The organism is Scytonema sp. UIC 10036 (genome assembly GCF_009725235.1).
The window spans coordinates 41095-56840 of record NZ_WJFC01000077.1; the positions used below are offsets into that span (position 1 = coordinate 41095).

At 40.1% G+C, this 15746-nt stretch carries 13 protein-coding genes; 8 read left to right on the top strand and 5 right to left on the bottom strand.

Annotated features, from left to right (window positions below; translation table 11 throughout):
* Positions 1–161: 161 nt before the first annotated feature.
* The 5 genes from F7734_RS30525 (at position 162) to F7734_RS30545 (ending at position 3172) form a co-directional block, all read left to right on the top strand.
* Positions 162–305 carry a hypothetical protein gene (locus F7734_RS30525; protein ID WP_155748325.1) on the top strand — a complete coding sequence of 48 codons (144 nt, stop codon included), beginning with the start codon at positions 162–164 and terminating at the stop codon, positions 303–305.
* A gap of 2 nt (positions 306–307) precedes the next feature.
* Positions 308–1135, top strand: a complete 828-nt coding sequence (locus tag F7734_RS30530; RefSeq protein WP_155748326.1) for an SDR family NAD(P)-dependent oxidoreductase — start codon at positions 308–310, stop codon at positions 1133–1135.
* A gap of 60 nt (positions 1136–1195) precedes the next feature.
* Entirely contained in the window at positions 1196–2737 is a 1542-nt protein-coding gene (locus F7734_RS30535) for a GMC family oxidoreductase (protein WP_155748327.1), read from the top strand.
* Positions 2738–2759: 22 nt separating this feature from the next.
* Positions 2760–2924, top strand: coding sequence for a PAS domain S-box protein (locus F7734_RS30540; RefSeq protein WP_347566310.1), 165 nt, complete (start codon positions 2760–2762; stop codon positions 2922–2924).
* A 74-nt stretch (positions 2925–2998) separates the two neighbouring features.
* A complete protein-coding gene (locus tag F7734_RS30545; RefSeq protein ID WP_207714250.1) occupies positions 2999–3172 on the top strand; it encodes a histidine kinase dimerization/phospho-acceptor domain-containing protein in 174 nt (57 codons plus the stop codon).
* Positions 3173–3212: 40 nt separating this feature from the next.
* On the opposite strand, the gene F7734_RS30550 is transcribed toward F7734_RS30545, so the two are convergent.
* From F7734_RS30550 to F7734_RS30570, 5 genes are all read right to left on the bottom strand, one after another.
* A complete protein-coding gene (locus F7734_RS30550) occupies positions 3213–4472 on the bottom strand; it encodes a glycosyltransferase family 2 protein (RefSeq protein ID WP_155748328.1) in 1260 nt (419 codons plus the stop codon).
* A gap of 169 nt (positions 4473–4641) precedes the next feature.
* Entirely contained in the window at positions 4642–5112 is a 471-nt protein-coding gene (locus F7734_RS30555) for a DUF2141 domain-containing protein (RefSeq protein ID WP_155748329.1), read from the bottom strand.
* 350 nt (positions 5113–5462) lie between these two features.
* Positions 5463–6467: an NAD-dependent epimerase/dehydratase family protein gene (locus F7734_RS30560; protein ID WP_155748330.1), complete on the bottom strand. Its 1005-nt coding sequence runs from the start codon at positions 6465–6467 to the stop codon at positions 5463–5465.
* Positions 6468–6568: 101 nt separating this feature from the next.
* Positions 6569–7747, bottom strand: a complete 1179-nt coding sequence (gene devC, locus F7734_RS30565) for an ABC transporter permease DevC (RefSeq protein ID WP_155748331.1) — start codon at positions 7745–7747, stop codon at positions 6569–6571.
* 69 nt (positions 7748–7816) lie between these two features.
* Positions 7817–9016, bottom strand: a complete 1200-nt coding sequence (locus tag F7734_RS30570) for an ABC exporter membrane fusion protein (protein WP_155748332.1) — start codon at positions 9014–9016, stop codon at positions 7817–7819.
* A gap of 1058 nt (positions 9017–10074) precedes the next feature.
* On the opposite strand from F7734_RS30570, the gene F7734_RS30575 reads away from it, so the two are divergent.
* The 3 genes from F7734_RS30575 to F7734_RS30585 all read left to right on the top strand — a co-directional run.
* Positions 10075–11460, top strand: coding sequence for a ParB N-terminal domain-containing protein (locus F7734_RS30575; protein WP_155748333.1), 1386 nt, complete (start codon positions 10075–10077; stop codon positions 11458–11460).
* Between the two features lie 663 nt (positions 11461–12123).
* Complete coding sequence (locus tag F7734_RS30580; RefSeq protein WP_155748334.1) at positions 12124–12396, top strand: hypothetical protein; 273 nt, start codon at positions 12124–12126, stop codon at positions 12394–12396.
* 154 nt (positions 12397–12550) lie between these two features.
* On the top strand, positions 12551–15746 hold a 3196-nt coding region (locus F7734_RS30585), incomplete at its 3' end, for a type I polyketide synthase (protein ID WP_243147176.1).

Here is a 15746-nt window from a genome sequence, read left to right on the forward strand (position 1 = left end):
TAGATATGCTTTCATTTACTCTCTTCCCATCGGAATGTAATTTATAGCGTTTTCAGTTGGGTGCAATACATAAAAAAAGTTATGGAACCGCACCCTCGACGCAGACGAACGCGGATAAATCTGTACTTCATTCAAGTGAAAACTGCTATAAACACGTAGGATTGGCAGTACCCACCCTACAAAGATTGGTAATTTTAGAGCGGACAGGGAGTAATGCACCTCTACGAGAGCGCTACTTTGAACAGAAAAATGCGAATAAGCCAGATAAGCATTTGTTAGCAACTCAAGAAAATACAGGTGGGTAGTTATGGAAACAATAGCAGGTAAGACAGTGGTCTTGACTGGAGCATCCGGTGGTATTGGAGTATTTATAGCCCGTGCTTTGGCAAGAGAGAAAGCAACTGTAGTCGCTATTTCTCGTTCTCACGAAAGTTTAGAGCAAATATGTGCTGAAGTCGAAAGATTGGGCGGTAGAGGGATAAGTATACCCTTTGACATCAGCAATTTGGAAGGGTTATCAGATTTAGTGCAGCGAATTTATGAACTTGCAGGTTCAATTGATATCTTAATTAACAATGCTGCAATAGAAAAATACCGACCTTTCCAAAATTATGCTTTGAACGATATTCACTCAATATTAACAACTAACTTACTAGCGCCAATGGAGTTGACTCGGTTGATATTACCAAATATGATAAACCGAAACAGCGGTCATGTTGTAAATATTGCATCTGGTTCTGGTAAAAAAGGAGCACCGTATAACAGCATTTACTCTGCTAGTAAAGCTGGCTTGATTGTATGGACAGACTCCATGCGTCAGGAATTAACGAATACTAATGTTGGGATTTCAGTTGTTTGTCCGGGATATACAAAAGCAGGAATGTTTCTCAAATTTGGCTTGTCAGCGCCTAGCTTAGCACGTGTTTCTGAGGCAAACGATGTTGCGCTCGCAGTCATCCAAGCTATCAAGCAAAACCAAGGCGAAGTCATAATTGATGGTATTTTGACAAGGCTCTTGTTTTCAAACATACAACTTTTTCCAAAATTTGGCGATCGCATTTACCGATGGATTGGTTTAACAAAGTTAAATCAAACCTGTGCAGAAAATCAAATGCGTAACGAGAATCATCAATAGTGAATGGCTATTAGCTAATGGCTAATGGCTAATGGCTAATAGCTACAAGATGGAGGAAGAATGAGTAGCGATCATTATGACGTAATTATTATTGGCACAGGTGCTGGCGGTGGAACTTTAGCTAATGTACTGGCATCTAGTGGAAAGAAAATTTTAGTTTTAGAAAGAGGTGGTTTTTTACCTCGTGAGAAAGAAAATTGGGATGCCAAGCAAATTTTTCAAAAACAACGTTATTACAATTCCGAGTTGTGGTACGACAAACATGGCAAATCATTCCGTCCAGTAACATATTATTATGTTGGCGGTAACACTAAATTTTATGGTGCTGCATTATTCAGATTTCGCAAGGGGGACTTTGAAAAAACTATTCATCAAGATGGCATTTCTCCGGAATGGCCTTTGAAGTACCAAGATTTTGCTCCCTACTATACCCAAGCAGAGAGACTCTATAAAGTTCACGGTCAACGAGGTTTAGACCCTACCGAACCCCTCAGCAGTGAAAACTATCCTTTCCCACCTGTCAGCCACGAACCCTACATTCAAAAAATTCATGATGCTTTAAAGGATAAGGGATTACGACCATTTTATTTACCTCTTGGCATCAAACTCAATGAAGTTGACCGCTTTAAGAGTTCTTGTATTCGTTGTAACACTTGTGATGGTTTCCCTTGTTTCCTCAATGCTAAAGCGGATGCCGATATTGACGGTGTACGTCCGGCAATTGTCTATTCTAATTTGACTCTAATAACTCATGCAAAAGTACTGCGTTTGTATACTAGTGCATCGGGTCTTGAAGTGACTGGAGTGGAAGCAGAAATTGGTGGCAAACACCATTTATTCTCAGGCGATATTGTTGTTGTTGCCTGTGGTGCAGTGAACTCAGCCGCATTGTTACTGCGATCGGCTAATGACAAACACTCTAACGGCTTAGCTAACAGTTCCCATCTTGTCGGACGTAATTACATGGCGCATAAATTTGCAGTAGCCTTGGCTTTGACTGCAAAACAAAACACTACAGTTTATCAAAAGACACTTGGCATCAATGATTTTTATTGGGGAGAGAAAGATTTTCCTTATCCAATGGGTAGCATCCAATTGCTAGGTAATCTCAATAAAGAGAGAATTGCGGCTGATGCACCCCCTTTCGTACCCGGTATATTATCTAAGGCTGTAGCGAATCATTCTGTTGCTTGGTTACTCATCACGGAGGACTTGCCGAACACCAATAATCGCGTGCGTGTTGAGGGAGAGAAAATCTTTCTTGAGTATACAAATAACAATGAACGTGCTTTCAATCGATTAATAAAACGCTGGAATCAAATCTTAAAATCAATTGCGAAAGATTTTCAGTCAGGAGCCTTTTCATCATATTTTTCTATGAAAATGTCTTTGAAAGAGGTTGCTCATCAGTGTGGTACTTGCCGTTTTGGAGAAGACTCTCAAACTTCAGTGCTTGATTTAAACTGCCGCACGCATGATGTTAATAACCTTTATGTTGTTGATAGTAGCTTTTTCCCATCTAGTGCCGCAGTGAATCCAACGCTAACGATTGTGGCAAATGCATTGCGCGTCGGAGAGCATTTACTAGAAAGACTGAATTGACATTCTGCACTACAGTGAGGGAATTGTCCCTTTAGAAGTCACCAGCACGCCAATTTTCGATGAGACGGGTAACGTAGAGTATGCGATCGCAACCTTTCAAGACATAAGCGATCGCAAGCACGCTGAGAAAACACTCATTGAGAATGTCCGTTTAGAACAGGAAATTCGCGAGCAAAGAATTACATAAGAGGTGTTGCGGCAGAGCGAGGCACGCTACCTTGGTATTATCGAAGACCAGACGGAATTGATTGCCCTGCTAACATGAGCCATGAATTGCGAACTCCCCTGAATGCGATTCTCGGCTTTTCCCAACTGATGAACCAAGACGCAAATCTCTCCACCGAACAAAAAGAGAATCTTGACATTATTTATCGCAGTGGAGAGCATTTGTTAACTCTGATTAACCAAGTGCTTGACTTGTCCAAAGTTGAATAGAGCATAATGTGGTTCTAAATTTTGAAAGCTGCTGTAATTCTCAAATTGAGACCTTACTATCGCCAAATTTATCGCACAACTGATAAGGATGATATTCAACTAAAGAAATATCCCAAGGTCCTTTGATACGATACGTCACGCCGCGCCAATTGACTCTTCGCATCCCAAGGGCAATGACCATTGCTAATCCAGACACCCATTGTGTCAACGGAATAGCTACTAACATTTTTAAAACTGTGGCAGCAGATAACTCTGTTGTAACTGGATTGTAGTGGCGAAGAATTTGCTGTACTTCTTTTTCTAATGCGATCGCGAGCAGCAATAACGTCATTGTATAGATACTAAAACTAGCAAGGCAAAACGCAGCAGTAATCCATTGTTTTGTCCAAAATGCTGCCAAAAATATCACCAAGAGTAGATTAGGCACTAAGATGGTGGAAATGGAATCAGCAACAACAGCCCACCACCAAGGGTGATAAAGACGAGAAGCGAGAAACTGACGTTTTAGCCATCCAAATAATTTCGGTAAATCGCACTCTTCGCGATTGAGAATCAGCACAGAGGGTACAAATTTCACCTGCTTTCCATGTTTGGCGAGGACATTACGAATCATAGTATCTTCACCGTAGGCTTGTCCCCATTTCTCTAACAGCCCAGTTTCATGGATCAGTTCTCTTTTTATAGCTAAACTTCCACCCCAGGCAATCCTATAAAGAGACATTTGCAGAACCGCAGATATGTTCCAAATATAACGCACTAGTGACCCCCAGTATCTACCAGTAGGTAAGTACCAACGATTACCTGTTGTTGCACCAATTTTAGGATGAGATAAAGGACTAACTAATTCACGCAACCAATTTGGATGAACAACTGCATCAGCATCTACGAAAGTAACAACTTTGTAAGAATCATCTAAATCTGAGACTGCTTGTATTAAAGAACTGCATTTCAGACTGCAATTGTCCCGTGGCACTCTTAAAGGGCTAATTTGAACTTTGTTTGCAGCTTGCGTGTAAATTGAATCAGTCACTATGTCCCAAGCTGGATCTTCCGGACTATCAATGATAATTTTTATGTCATACTGTGGATAGTTTTGGTTCAATAGTGCTTGCAAACAGTTTGGCAAAAAAGGATCGGCTCCACGCAAGCAGAGAACCACTGCTGTTTTTGGTAGCTGCTCGTCTGGTAATGAATTTTTGCGGGATGAGCGGAGGTACGATATGAAGAGCAGTGTAAAAAACGTTTGAACAGCTGCCCAGCCTAGTAAATTTCTTGACAGTAATATTGCCAGTTCTTTCATGTTTAGCCAATCTGTTTTAGCAAAAAACTTGGTGTCTCAGATTTTTGTAGGGTGGGCACCGGTCACCCTACATCTTCACTAGCTTCGCGAGGCAGAGCCTCTAGATCTGCATTCCCAGGCTCCGCCTGGGAACGAGAAAAGGGAGGCAGTCCCCAGTCCCCAGTCTCTGTTAGGGATCGAGAGAATATTTCATTTTGATGTTGATGGTTGTGTTTTTACTTAATGAAAAACTAGCATCACTAAACTTTGGTGTACCTGTGAGGATTGAAACAGTTGGATTTTTAGAAATGCCAAAACCTTCTTTGGGAATACCCAAAAAGTCTTTGTTGAGTTTGTTGTCTCCATTTTGATCGTCAACTACAGCAACAGCATACTTTCCAGGTTTTAAACCAGAGAATTGCTTTTTAATAGATTTACCCGTAATCTGAGTACAACCACTTTGCACTTCAGTAGTATTGTTAAAAGGAAACCCTCGTTCACCTGAGAAAATCCGCAGGCAAACTTGACCTTTGTTGTGGCGTATTCCATCTACTATGACTGTAAGTGTAGCTGTGGACTCTGCTTTTGCCATTCTCATTAGGGTTACACTGACTAAAGCCACAAACAACAAAGAACTGTATTTTGCTATTTTCACTTTCATCTTGGTTGAATTATGAAGGATGAATTATGAAGGATGAATTATGAAGGATGAATTATGAAGGATGAATTATGAAGGATGAATTATGAAGATTGAAAATTTCAATTCATGATTTCTAACGATTAAGATGTCATTTATTTAGTAAGTCTTAAATCGCCAAATGTATTGTGTGTGTCGGTTAGAAAAAAGTGACACACAATACTTCGGTTAAATGTTGGGTTTCGTTCCTCAACCCAACCTACTTCATAAATCATCAATGAATTCTAAAATTCCTAATTTTGAATTCATAATTTAGAATTAACAATTCATAATTTGTTGAAGTTGGGTTTCGTTCCTTTCTTTCAATTCATAATTCATAATTCATAATTCATAATTTGTTGAAGGTCGGTTCTTTTCAACCACTCCTGAGTGCGGCGCATTCCTTCTTCTAAGTTAATTATTGGTTTATAACTTAACAACGTTTGTGCTTTATCAATGGAATATGCATAAGGACGTGTCATAAAATCTACCGCTTCTGGAAGAATATCGGCTTGTTTGCGGAAAAGTTTTTGTCCCTGGTAACGTAGTTTAAGAAACAATTTGAGTTCATCTTTTGGCAAAGAAAAGGGTGCAGGTAATCCTGCAACTTCAGCTAATTGAGTAAAATACTCTTTCCATGAAGTCTCTTCTCCATCTGTGACGTTAAAGATTTCTCCATATGTTTCTTTTTCTATGGCAAGAAAAATGGCGTCAATTAAGTTATCAACATATACATGGTTAATAACTCCTCGACCATCGTTTGCATATGCAAATAATCTTTGACGCATCATCAGAAGTGGTCGGACTATCCAAGGTATGCTTCCTGGTCCGTATACATCTCCCGGTCTAATGATAATAACTCCAAAATTCTCTGGCTCGTTGAGTTCTAAAAGCGCTTTTTCGGCTTCTATTTTGGTTTCACAATAGGGATTATTTTCTCCACAAAGCGGTCCATCTTCCGTCACGCGATCGGGATAGTTAAAGCCATACACTAAAACACTAGAGAGATGAATGAAAGTTTTTACACCTGCACTTTTAGCAGCTTTTGCCATGTTGATTGTTCCATCAACATTTATCTTGCGGAATTGATCTACAGCACCACCTTCTTTAGAAAGTTCGGCTGTATGTAAAACTACATCGACTCCTTGACAAGCCGTTTGAGCAACAGATGGATCGGTAATGTTACCATAGGTAACCTTAGCACCTAAATTTTGTGCCTTTTTGGTTTTATCAGAAGCATCTTGAAAACCACAGACTTTTGTTCCTTGAGCTATGGCTAGTTCTGCAGCGCGTAAGCCAATGAATCCACTAATCCCAGTAATGAGGAGAGTTTTGGTCATAGATAGTTGTTAGTTGTTAGTTGATAGTTGGTAATTGCTAATTGCTAATTGCTAATTGCTAATTGTTCAAAAGCCATTAGCTATTAGCCATTAGCCATTAGCTAAAATATATCTGCTGGATCTGTAGAGCGTAGTTTGTTAATAGCTAATGCTCCAGAAATCATACACATTAATATATTTGATATTAAGACGAGCACTCCATTATGAAAGCTCATCATGATTGGTAGTTTAGTCGCTTCCATAGCAAAATCATATAACCACCAAGAAAGAATGCATCCTGGTATATAACTGAGGACTGCTAAAATTAAAGCTTGCTGAAAAACAACAACTAGTAAATAATTATTGGTATAACCTATAGCTTTTAAAGTTGCATAAGCTGTTAATTGGCTGGAGATATTACTGTAAAGAATTTGATAGACAATGACTATGCCGACAACTGAAGCCATTGATAACATAAGGTTAAGTATAAAACCTATAGGTGTTCTATTAGCCCAGTATTCTTTTTCAAAATCAATGAATCCTTGACGGGTAAATACTATAACATCGTTAGGTAAATTTTTCTGTAAATCTTTCATCACTTTCTGCGGGTTGACCCCAGGCTTGAGAGTGATAGCGCCTATATCTATCATTTCCGCAGGACGACTGTTGGGAAATATCTTTAAGAAAGTTGAGTCACTAACAATTAAATTACCATCTACTCCAAAGGAAGGACCTAAGCTAAACAATCCACCGATTCTTACTGTAGAACCAGCAATGGAATTAAAGGGATAAACTTCAACTATCTGTTCGGTCTTCTCCTTGTTAAATCTTTCAGCAATATTTCCAAATTCTGGTCGGGAATTGCGATCGAAGAGGACAACATTAGGAATTTTTATTTTATCTAAATTATTTTTGATGTCCGGTATGTTCAAAACGGGCTTTCCTGGTTCAAAACCAATAACGTATATTGAATACTTTTGACCTGTATCTGGATTTTTAAACTTGGCAAATCCTATATACATGGGGCTAACTGATTCTACACCATCAAATCCTAAGGACTGATACAAGCGAGTCCGAAAAAAGCTTTGATTGGCTGTCAAAGCTTTATATTGAGAACTAATGAGAAATAAGTCCCCGTTGAGATGATGGTGAACTTGAGTCGCACTGGAATAAAGAGCATCTTGAAAACCAAGTTGCATGAACATTAGAATAACAATAAAGGCGATACCAGCAACAGCTACTAAAGAACGAATTTTATTTCGAGCAAGTTGTAGCCACGCCAAAGGAGTTTTGACAATCATAGTTTAAGTTTTGAATATAGTTACTGGTCAAGTGTCAGTGGTCATTTGTCATTGGTCAAGTGTCACTGATTACTGAACTTTGATGGCGACATCTACTTGTAAACCAGTTAAACCTGCGACTTTTTGGCTGTCTTTTGCATTATCGATACGGATTTTTACTGGAATGACTCTGCGGTCTGTTTCTGCGGCTGGATTAACGCTTAAAATATTTTGTCTGTCAACTTGCAAACCAATACTGCTGACAGTTCCTTGTATAGCACCAGGAAAAGCTGTGCTGGTAATTGTAGCTTTTTGACCTACACGGACTTTATTAATATCGGTCTGATAAACTTCTGCTTCTACATACATTTGAGATGTTTTTCCAATCTCAACGATTCCGTCGCTGCTATTGACTTCTCCTGTTTTGGCGTGGACTTTTAAAACTTGACCGTTTATGGGAGATACAAGTTTTGTTAAATCTAGGTCTGCTTTTGATTGTTGAACGCTTGTACGAGCACTTTTAACTTGGGCTTCTGCTAGCTGAACGTCCACTTCACGCACTTCTTGAATACTGTTTAGTCTCGCTTTTGCCTCTTTGATTTGGTCTTTTAAGGTATTGACAGTACGATCGAGGGTTGCTTTAGCTTCTCTGAGTTGTTGCTCTACTGTTTGTTGCTGCAAGCGCCTGCTATCTGCGGCGGAAGCAGAAATTGCTCCTTCTTTATAAAGCTGTTGATAGCGGTTATTTTCTGTTTGAGCATTGTCTAATTGCGCTTGCAAACGAGCAATAGTTGCTTGTTGTAAGGCAATTTCTCCTTTTAATTGCGATTCCAGACGGGTGACGGTTGCTTTTTGCGCTTCAATATCTCCCGTTTTAGCCCCAGCTTTTATCTGTGCTAGCTCGGCTTGAGCAACTTGCACTTTATCTAAAGATTGTTGTAACGCTGCTTTAGCACGACCATAACCTTCTAACAAAGCGACTACTTGTCCTGTTTGAATGCGATCGCTTTCCTCAACTAGCAGTTTTTCTACTCGAACACCGCTGAGGGAACTCGGAGGATACAATTTAGTGACTTTTCCTTGAGGCTGTAAACGTCCTAAAGCGGTTACCTCAATTTTAGGAGGAGCAATTTTTACAGTTTTGGGTGCTTGAGTCGTCGGGGTATTTTCTCGCCGTGCAAAACTGTAATAGAATACTAATCCGGTAGCTGAAGCGACGAGAGCTGCTAATATGAATCGCCAGCGATATGGGGGTTTGGTGTATAACTGGCTTTCTTTGTCTGCTGCCATATTTTTTTCTCTGTTATGCTGGTCTACATTCCGTTATTGGCGGATAGTTATCAATACTCAATACTCATAAGTGGCTGTTCTTCATCAAATTCCATCAGTTATTGCTTAACTGGGTAAACTGATAAACCTTGACATATTGCTGTAACTTGATAACTTTTTTGTGAAATCTGGAACTCTGTTACAAATAGCCGATCTCGAGCAAAACGAAGGGCTGCTGGAGATAAATTGCAAAAACTTGTTCACCATATTCGCAAAAAACTTTTCTTTTGTCAATCGAATTCATTTATTTAGTTAGTGGTTAGTAGTTAGTGGTTAGTAGTTAGTAGGGGCGCAAGGCATTGCGCCCGTACATGGTTACAAGGCATTGTGCCCGTGCATAGTTACAAGGCCTTGCGCCCATACATAGTTACAAGGCATTACATCCATATATGATTAAAGTACCTTTTATCCGTACCTTGTGAGTGATAATTCTAAGTACAGATCCTGTAACGAGTATGTTTTAAAACGACTGTGTTGCTGTGTATTTTTTCCATTTTTTCAACAACGATGACTCCTAATTTTATATAAACTTTACATTTGAAATTTTTTAATCAGAGAAAATGTTTCCTAAACTACAGAAAGTTTTAAAAAACCTTTTCTGACAGTCAATAATCATTTTTATTTATCATTTCACTTCCTCAATGGGGAACTTTCTGGCGAGAAGTGCCTTCATTGACTCTAAATCAACTGACACTAAGAGCAGTAAATAGTATGAAGCATAGATCCTTAAAAGTGAATAGATGCAATTTATACAGGACAAGTTCAAAATTTTAGCTCTTGAAACTTGTATCCCGATCTAATAGCTTCATTCTATGGTTTTCAAAGAATTTGTAAAGTTCATTTTGCACTTTACAACCCAAACTTCATATTGAATCTGCTTCTTAGTAACGGTTGCGATTCATAAGACATTTTCATCAGGCTTATCACAAAATTCATGTTTCTGAGAACACTGATGAAATATATTAGGGATGTCTTATTGTTGGTACTTTGACTACTAACAATACTCAAGAACAGTGCTTATGCCTATAAAATCAGTATCCATAGACAAGATCAAATATGGTTCTAACCGCCGTCCCGTAAATGACGAAAAAGTGAAGGAATTGAAGGATTCCATTCAGACTAACGGTTTATTAAACCCAATTACAGTGGATAGCAAGCTCAACTTGATTGCTGGGCTGCACCGTCTGACAGCTTGCAAGCAATTGGGGCTTGATAACATCGAGTGCAACGTTGTGGATTATGACGATGTCGATCAAAGCCGCTTGGCGGAGATTGACGAGAATTTTATCCGCAATGAACTAGAAATTCTAGAGCGTGCGGAATTGTTATTGGAGCGCGAGCGCATTTTAGACCGATTGGGGCTGAGGGCTAAACCGGGAGACAATCAATACACTTACAAGGGACGCGAAACAGTTTCGCAAGTACCTAAAACAACTACAGATTTAGCAAGAGAAATTGGATACAGCGAACGCAGTTTGCAGCATGACAAGCAAATTGCGCGAGATATTCACCCAGAAGTTAAAGAACAAATCAAGGGAACGCCACTTGCTAACATGAAGACGGAGCTACTAAAAATAGCCCGAACAGCAGGTCAAGAACGAGCCTTTGCAAAACAAGCAGAACTGGCTTTAGAAACTGCTAAATCAAAGGGAGATGAAGAAGAAGCACTCAGACAAGCCAGAAGTGCCGCACACTGGCGGTTGAGGCAACAAGAGATACAAGTACAAGCCATGAAAAACGCTATGGCAAAGGCAAAGAGAGAAGCTAAGTTAGCTCTCAATCACGATGCTGTTCAACCCGAGCAGCAAACTCAGAAAGCCACAATGATGACCAACCAGGTTTCCGTCAAAGTTGGTGAGGAATGGAAATTAGGTCAGCATATCGCTTGTTGCAGCCATACATCTGGCGAACAATTCACAAACCTGCTTCCCGATCGCGCCGCTCTTGCGATCGCAACTCTTTCCCCAACCTGGAACCACGATTATCTAGTTGATAGGGCTAGAATCGTCGCCGTACTGCGATCGGAAGGTTACATTTATGAATTTTACCGCCGTCAGAGAATGCCTTTCCAGTATGAATTAATTCTCAGTAACGTATACGTAGGTCTTTTCTCTCGCGAATCGATACCAAAACCACAGGCACCAATCAATATTGACGGAGTAGAGGGTATAGTCAACTATTTGTTGCATTTGTACACCAATCCAACGAACTCTGTGATAGCCCCTTTTATGGGACAAGGTGAAATTCTCATTACCTGTGAAAGAATGGGACGTATCTGTTTTATTGGAGATGAAAATCCTGACTTAGTGAGTCGCGGAATCATACGCTGGCAAGCATGGACTGGAAAACAAGCTCAAAAAACAGAATCACGGAGAATAGAGCCACGAAGTTATGTGCATCACTAGTTGTAGAGACGCTTTTATGAAAGCGTCTTTACAAGAATCTAGGACGCATTTCTTGCTCTTGCACAGTATCACGTCCTCTCAATTCACATTGATTTTTATGAACTTATAGAAGTTTTCCAGAAAGTTATTCAATTTACAAAACCACTATTTTCTTACTCAACAGTAGGGTGGGCAATGCCTACTTTACTAACTCGTTCCCAAGCTCCCTTAACTCGTTCCCAGGCGGAGCCTGGGAATGCATTTCTAGAGGCTCCGCCTCTAATAACTTGAGGCAGAGCCTCTATTACTGCGTTACAAGGCAGAGCCTTGTAACGAGGAGAGTGCCTTCGTCATGCACGATACTTTTACAAATTTATAAAAAGTTCATATCTGCAACAAATTCATTCTTTATAAAAACATTTAAAAAAATCTATTCAATCTCTGTTGGTTGTGCTAGTGTTTTTAGTAATTATCACGGTTCTAGCTAATTAGGTATTTTTTTTAGTTTATAGAGAGCGAAAAACTAAAAGTCACCGAAATTGCTGAGACTGAGTAAGACTTCAATCAGTGGTTTGAGTTATTTACTTTTGTGGAGAGAGAGGAGTGCGCTTTGTGTAACGAATTTGTCAAATATAATTTGCACAAATTCCATAGAATATGTTGTCTTAAACGTCAAAATTGTCTATGGCATTTATCAAAATACAAAACGTAATCATTAACACTAACTATGTGGTCGCAGTTAAGTTAAATAATCAAACTAGCATTGGAGAAAACAGCATTTCTGTTCTAATAAGTACTCCAAAGTTTTCGCTCTTGAGTCCGGAAACAGTTTCTCAAGATTCTCAGGATTTGTGCCGGGACGAATGGGTTGAATTTACCGGACAAGCGGCGATCGCACTACATGACTATTTTACGAGCTTTAACAATGTTATCGATCTAATGCAAAATTATGAATGATGAATGATGAATTATGAATGATGAATTATGAAAATTAAAATTCATAATTCATAATTTATCATTCACAATTCATAATGTTAACTGTTAACTATTCCTTCCGATAAAGAGCACGTACACTAAAGGACTCAAGCTACCAACCATTACGATTTTTCCTATGTCTGCTCATTCAATTGATAATGCCTTGGCGGAGTTAGCAGCCGAAATAAGTCAGTTTGAAAAGGTTGTCAACAGGTGTATTGAGGAAAAAAAAATGATGCCAGAACAATCTATGTCAATCGATAAAATTAACAGAAAATTACAAAATAGCCCTATAGCCATCGTGGGAATGGCTTCTGTGTTTGCTAAATCCAGAAACCTACAAGAGTACTGGCAAAACATTCTTAACAAACAAGACTGTATTACTGATGTTCCATCAACACACTGGAATATTGACGAGTACTACGATCCGAACCCCAGAACACCAGAAGAAAAAACCTATTGCAAGCGAGGCGGGTTTATTCCTTACGTTGATTTCGATCCAATGGAGTTTGGAATACCCCCTAGTATTTTAGAAGTCACTGACGTTGCACAACTTTTAAGTTTGGTTGTTGCAAAAGAAGCAATGGAAGATGCTGGCTACAATGCATCTCGCGAGTTTAATCGTGAAACTGTTGGAGTCATCTTAGGTGTAGCAGGAAGCCAATTGGGATTACCGCTCGCTGCACGGTTAGAGTATCCGGTTTGGGAAAAGGTTCTGAAAAGTAGCGGTTTATCCGATGAGGATACCCAAAAAATTATCAAGAAAATCAAAAGTGCTTACGTAAACTGGGATGAGAACGCTTTCCCTGGAATGTTAGGGAACGTAGTTGCAGGTAGAATTGCCAACCGTTTGAACTTAGGCGGTATCAATTGCGTTGTCGATGCGGCTTGCGCGAGTTCCTTCGCTGCTTTAAAAATGGCGATTAGCGAACTCGTAGAACACCGTTGTGACATGATGCTGACTGGTGGAGTAGACACTGACAACACTATCATGGCGTATATGTGTTTCAGCAAAACACCAGCTGTTTCTCCTAGCGATAACGTCAAACCCTTTGATGCTAAATCAGATGGGATGATGTTGGGCGAAGGTGTTGGTATGGTTCTTCTCAAGCGTCTAGATGATGCCATACGAGACAATGACAAAATTTATGCCGTCATTAAAGGAATTGGCACCTCCAGTGATGGACGCTTTAAGAGCATTTACGCACCCCGACAAGAAGGACAAGTCAAAGCATTGCAGCGTGCTTATGACGATGCTGGTTTTGCTCCTGAGACTGTTTCCTTAATTGAAGCACACGGTACGGGAACTTTAGCTGGAGACCCTACAGAATTTGCATCTATAAACGAGTTCTTCGGAGAAAACAACTCTAAAAAGCAATACATCGCACTCGGTACCGTTAAGTCTCAAATTGGACATACTAAAGCGGCTGCTGGTGCTGCAAGTCTAATTAAGACTGCTTTAGCACTGCATCATAAAATTTTACCCCCCACAATCAACATCACTCAACCAAACCCCAAACTCAACATTACAAACTCGCCCTTCTATTTAAATACAGAAACCAGACCTTGGATTCGTGTGGAAGGAGAAGCGCCAAGACGTGCGGGTATCAGTTCTTTTGGCTTTGGCGGAACTAACTATCATGTTGTCTTGGAAGAATACGAAGCTCTACAAGAACGGACACATCGAGTTCACAGCACTGCTAACGAGATTTTGTTGTTTGCTCAAACTCCCACACAGTTATTAGCAAGCTGTGAAGAAATGCTTGCTAAACTCCAATCGGAGGCGGGGGCAAAAAATTATGCAGAACTTGTAGAAGCATCTAAATCCCAAGCAATTCCTTTGAATGCAGCTAGAATTGGGTTTGTTGCAGAGTCATGTGCTGAGGCTTGTAAATTATTGCAAACAAGTATTGACTTACTCAAGAACAAAGCTTCTGCTCCATCATGGGAACATCCTCAAGGTATTTTTTACCGTCAAACAGGTATAGATCTTGCAGGAAAAGTCGTTGCTTTGTTCTCCGGTCAAGGTTCTCAGTACTTGAACATGGGTCGGGAATTGGTAATGAATTTCCCGGAAGGTCAGCGTCTATTTGGCTACATGGATAGCCTTTTGCTCAAAGATAATTTGCAAACCCTGTCGAGCATAATTTTTCCCCATCCTGCCTTTGAAGAATCGGAAAAGAATGCTCAAGTCGCTGCTTTACAAAGGACAGAATATGCTCAACCAGCGATTGGAATGCTAAGCGCTAGTCTGTACAAAATTGTACAAAATGCTGGTTTCAAAGCAGATTTTGCTGCAGGGCATAGCTTTGGAGAACTGACAGCTTTATGGGCTGCAGGAGTGTTAAGCGAAGAAGATTACTGCTTCCTCGTAAAAGCTAGAGGACAAGCAATGGCAGCTCCTCAAGACCCCGATTATGATGCAGGGGCGATGCTGGCGGTGAAAGAAGAAGTGGGCAAAATAGAAGGCATCTTAAAACAGTATCCAAAGGTATCTGTTGCCAATCTGAATTCTCCCCGTCAAGTTGTCTTAGCAGGTCCGGCTGCGGAAATTGCAAAAGTCCACCTGGTGTTACAGGAGCAAGGATTAACTGCTGTCCCTCTACCCGTGTCTGCAGCTTTCCACACTCCATCAATTGCTTTTGCTCAAAAAGCTTTTGCGAATGCGGTTAAGTCTGTTAAGTTCCAAAACGCAAAAATACCTGTTTACACTAACGTCACTGCAAAGCAATATCCTCAAGAAGCACAGGCGATTCAAACAATCCTCGAAAACCAACTCAGTAATCCAGTCCTGTTTAAGCAGGAAATAGAACATATTTATGCAGCAGGAGGATATTGCTTTGTTGAATTTGGTCCGAGGAAAATTTTAACAGGGCTAGTGCAAGAAATTTTAGGCGATCGCCCTCATATCACTGTAGCCTTAAATCCCAGCGCTCAAAAGAATAGCGATCGCTCAATGAGAGAAGCCGTCGTGCAATTGCGCGTCGTCGGTATGCCATTAAAAAATCTTGACCCCTATCAATTGCCACCAGCCGTACCTGCAACCAAGAAAACCAAAGGATTGACTGTACGTTTAAACGGCATTAACTACGTGTCAGAAAAAACAAAGATGGCATTTCAAGAAGCTTTGCAAGATGGACATAAAGTGACATTACCTGCAAGCCAAGAAGTCATTCCAACTGAGTCCAAGCAAACAACCCCGCCTGAAACAGTACCCAAAGAAAGTAACGGTAACGGGAATCACAAAAAAGCGCAGGAACAACTAGTCACAGATTTTATGGCAAAATTAGCCGAGAAAAAATCTGTTACTTCTTTCCCTTCCCTCACTCCCC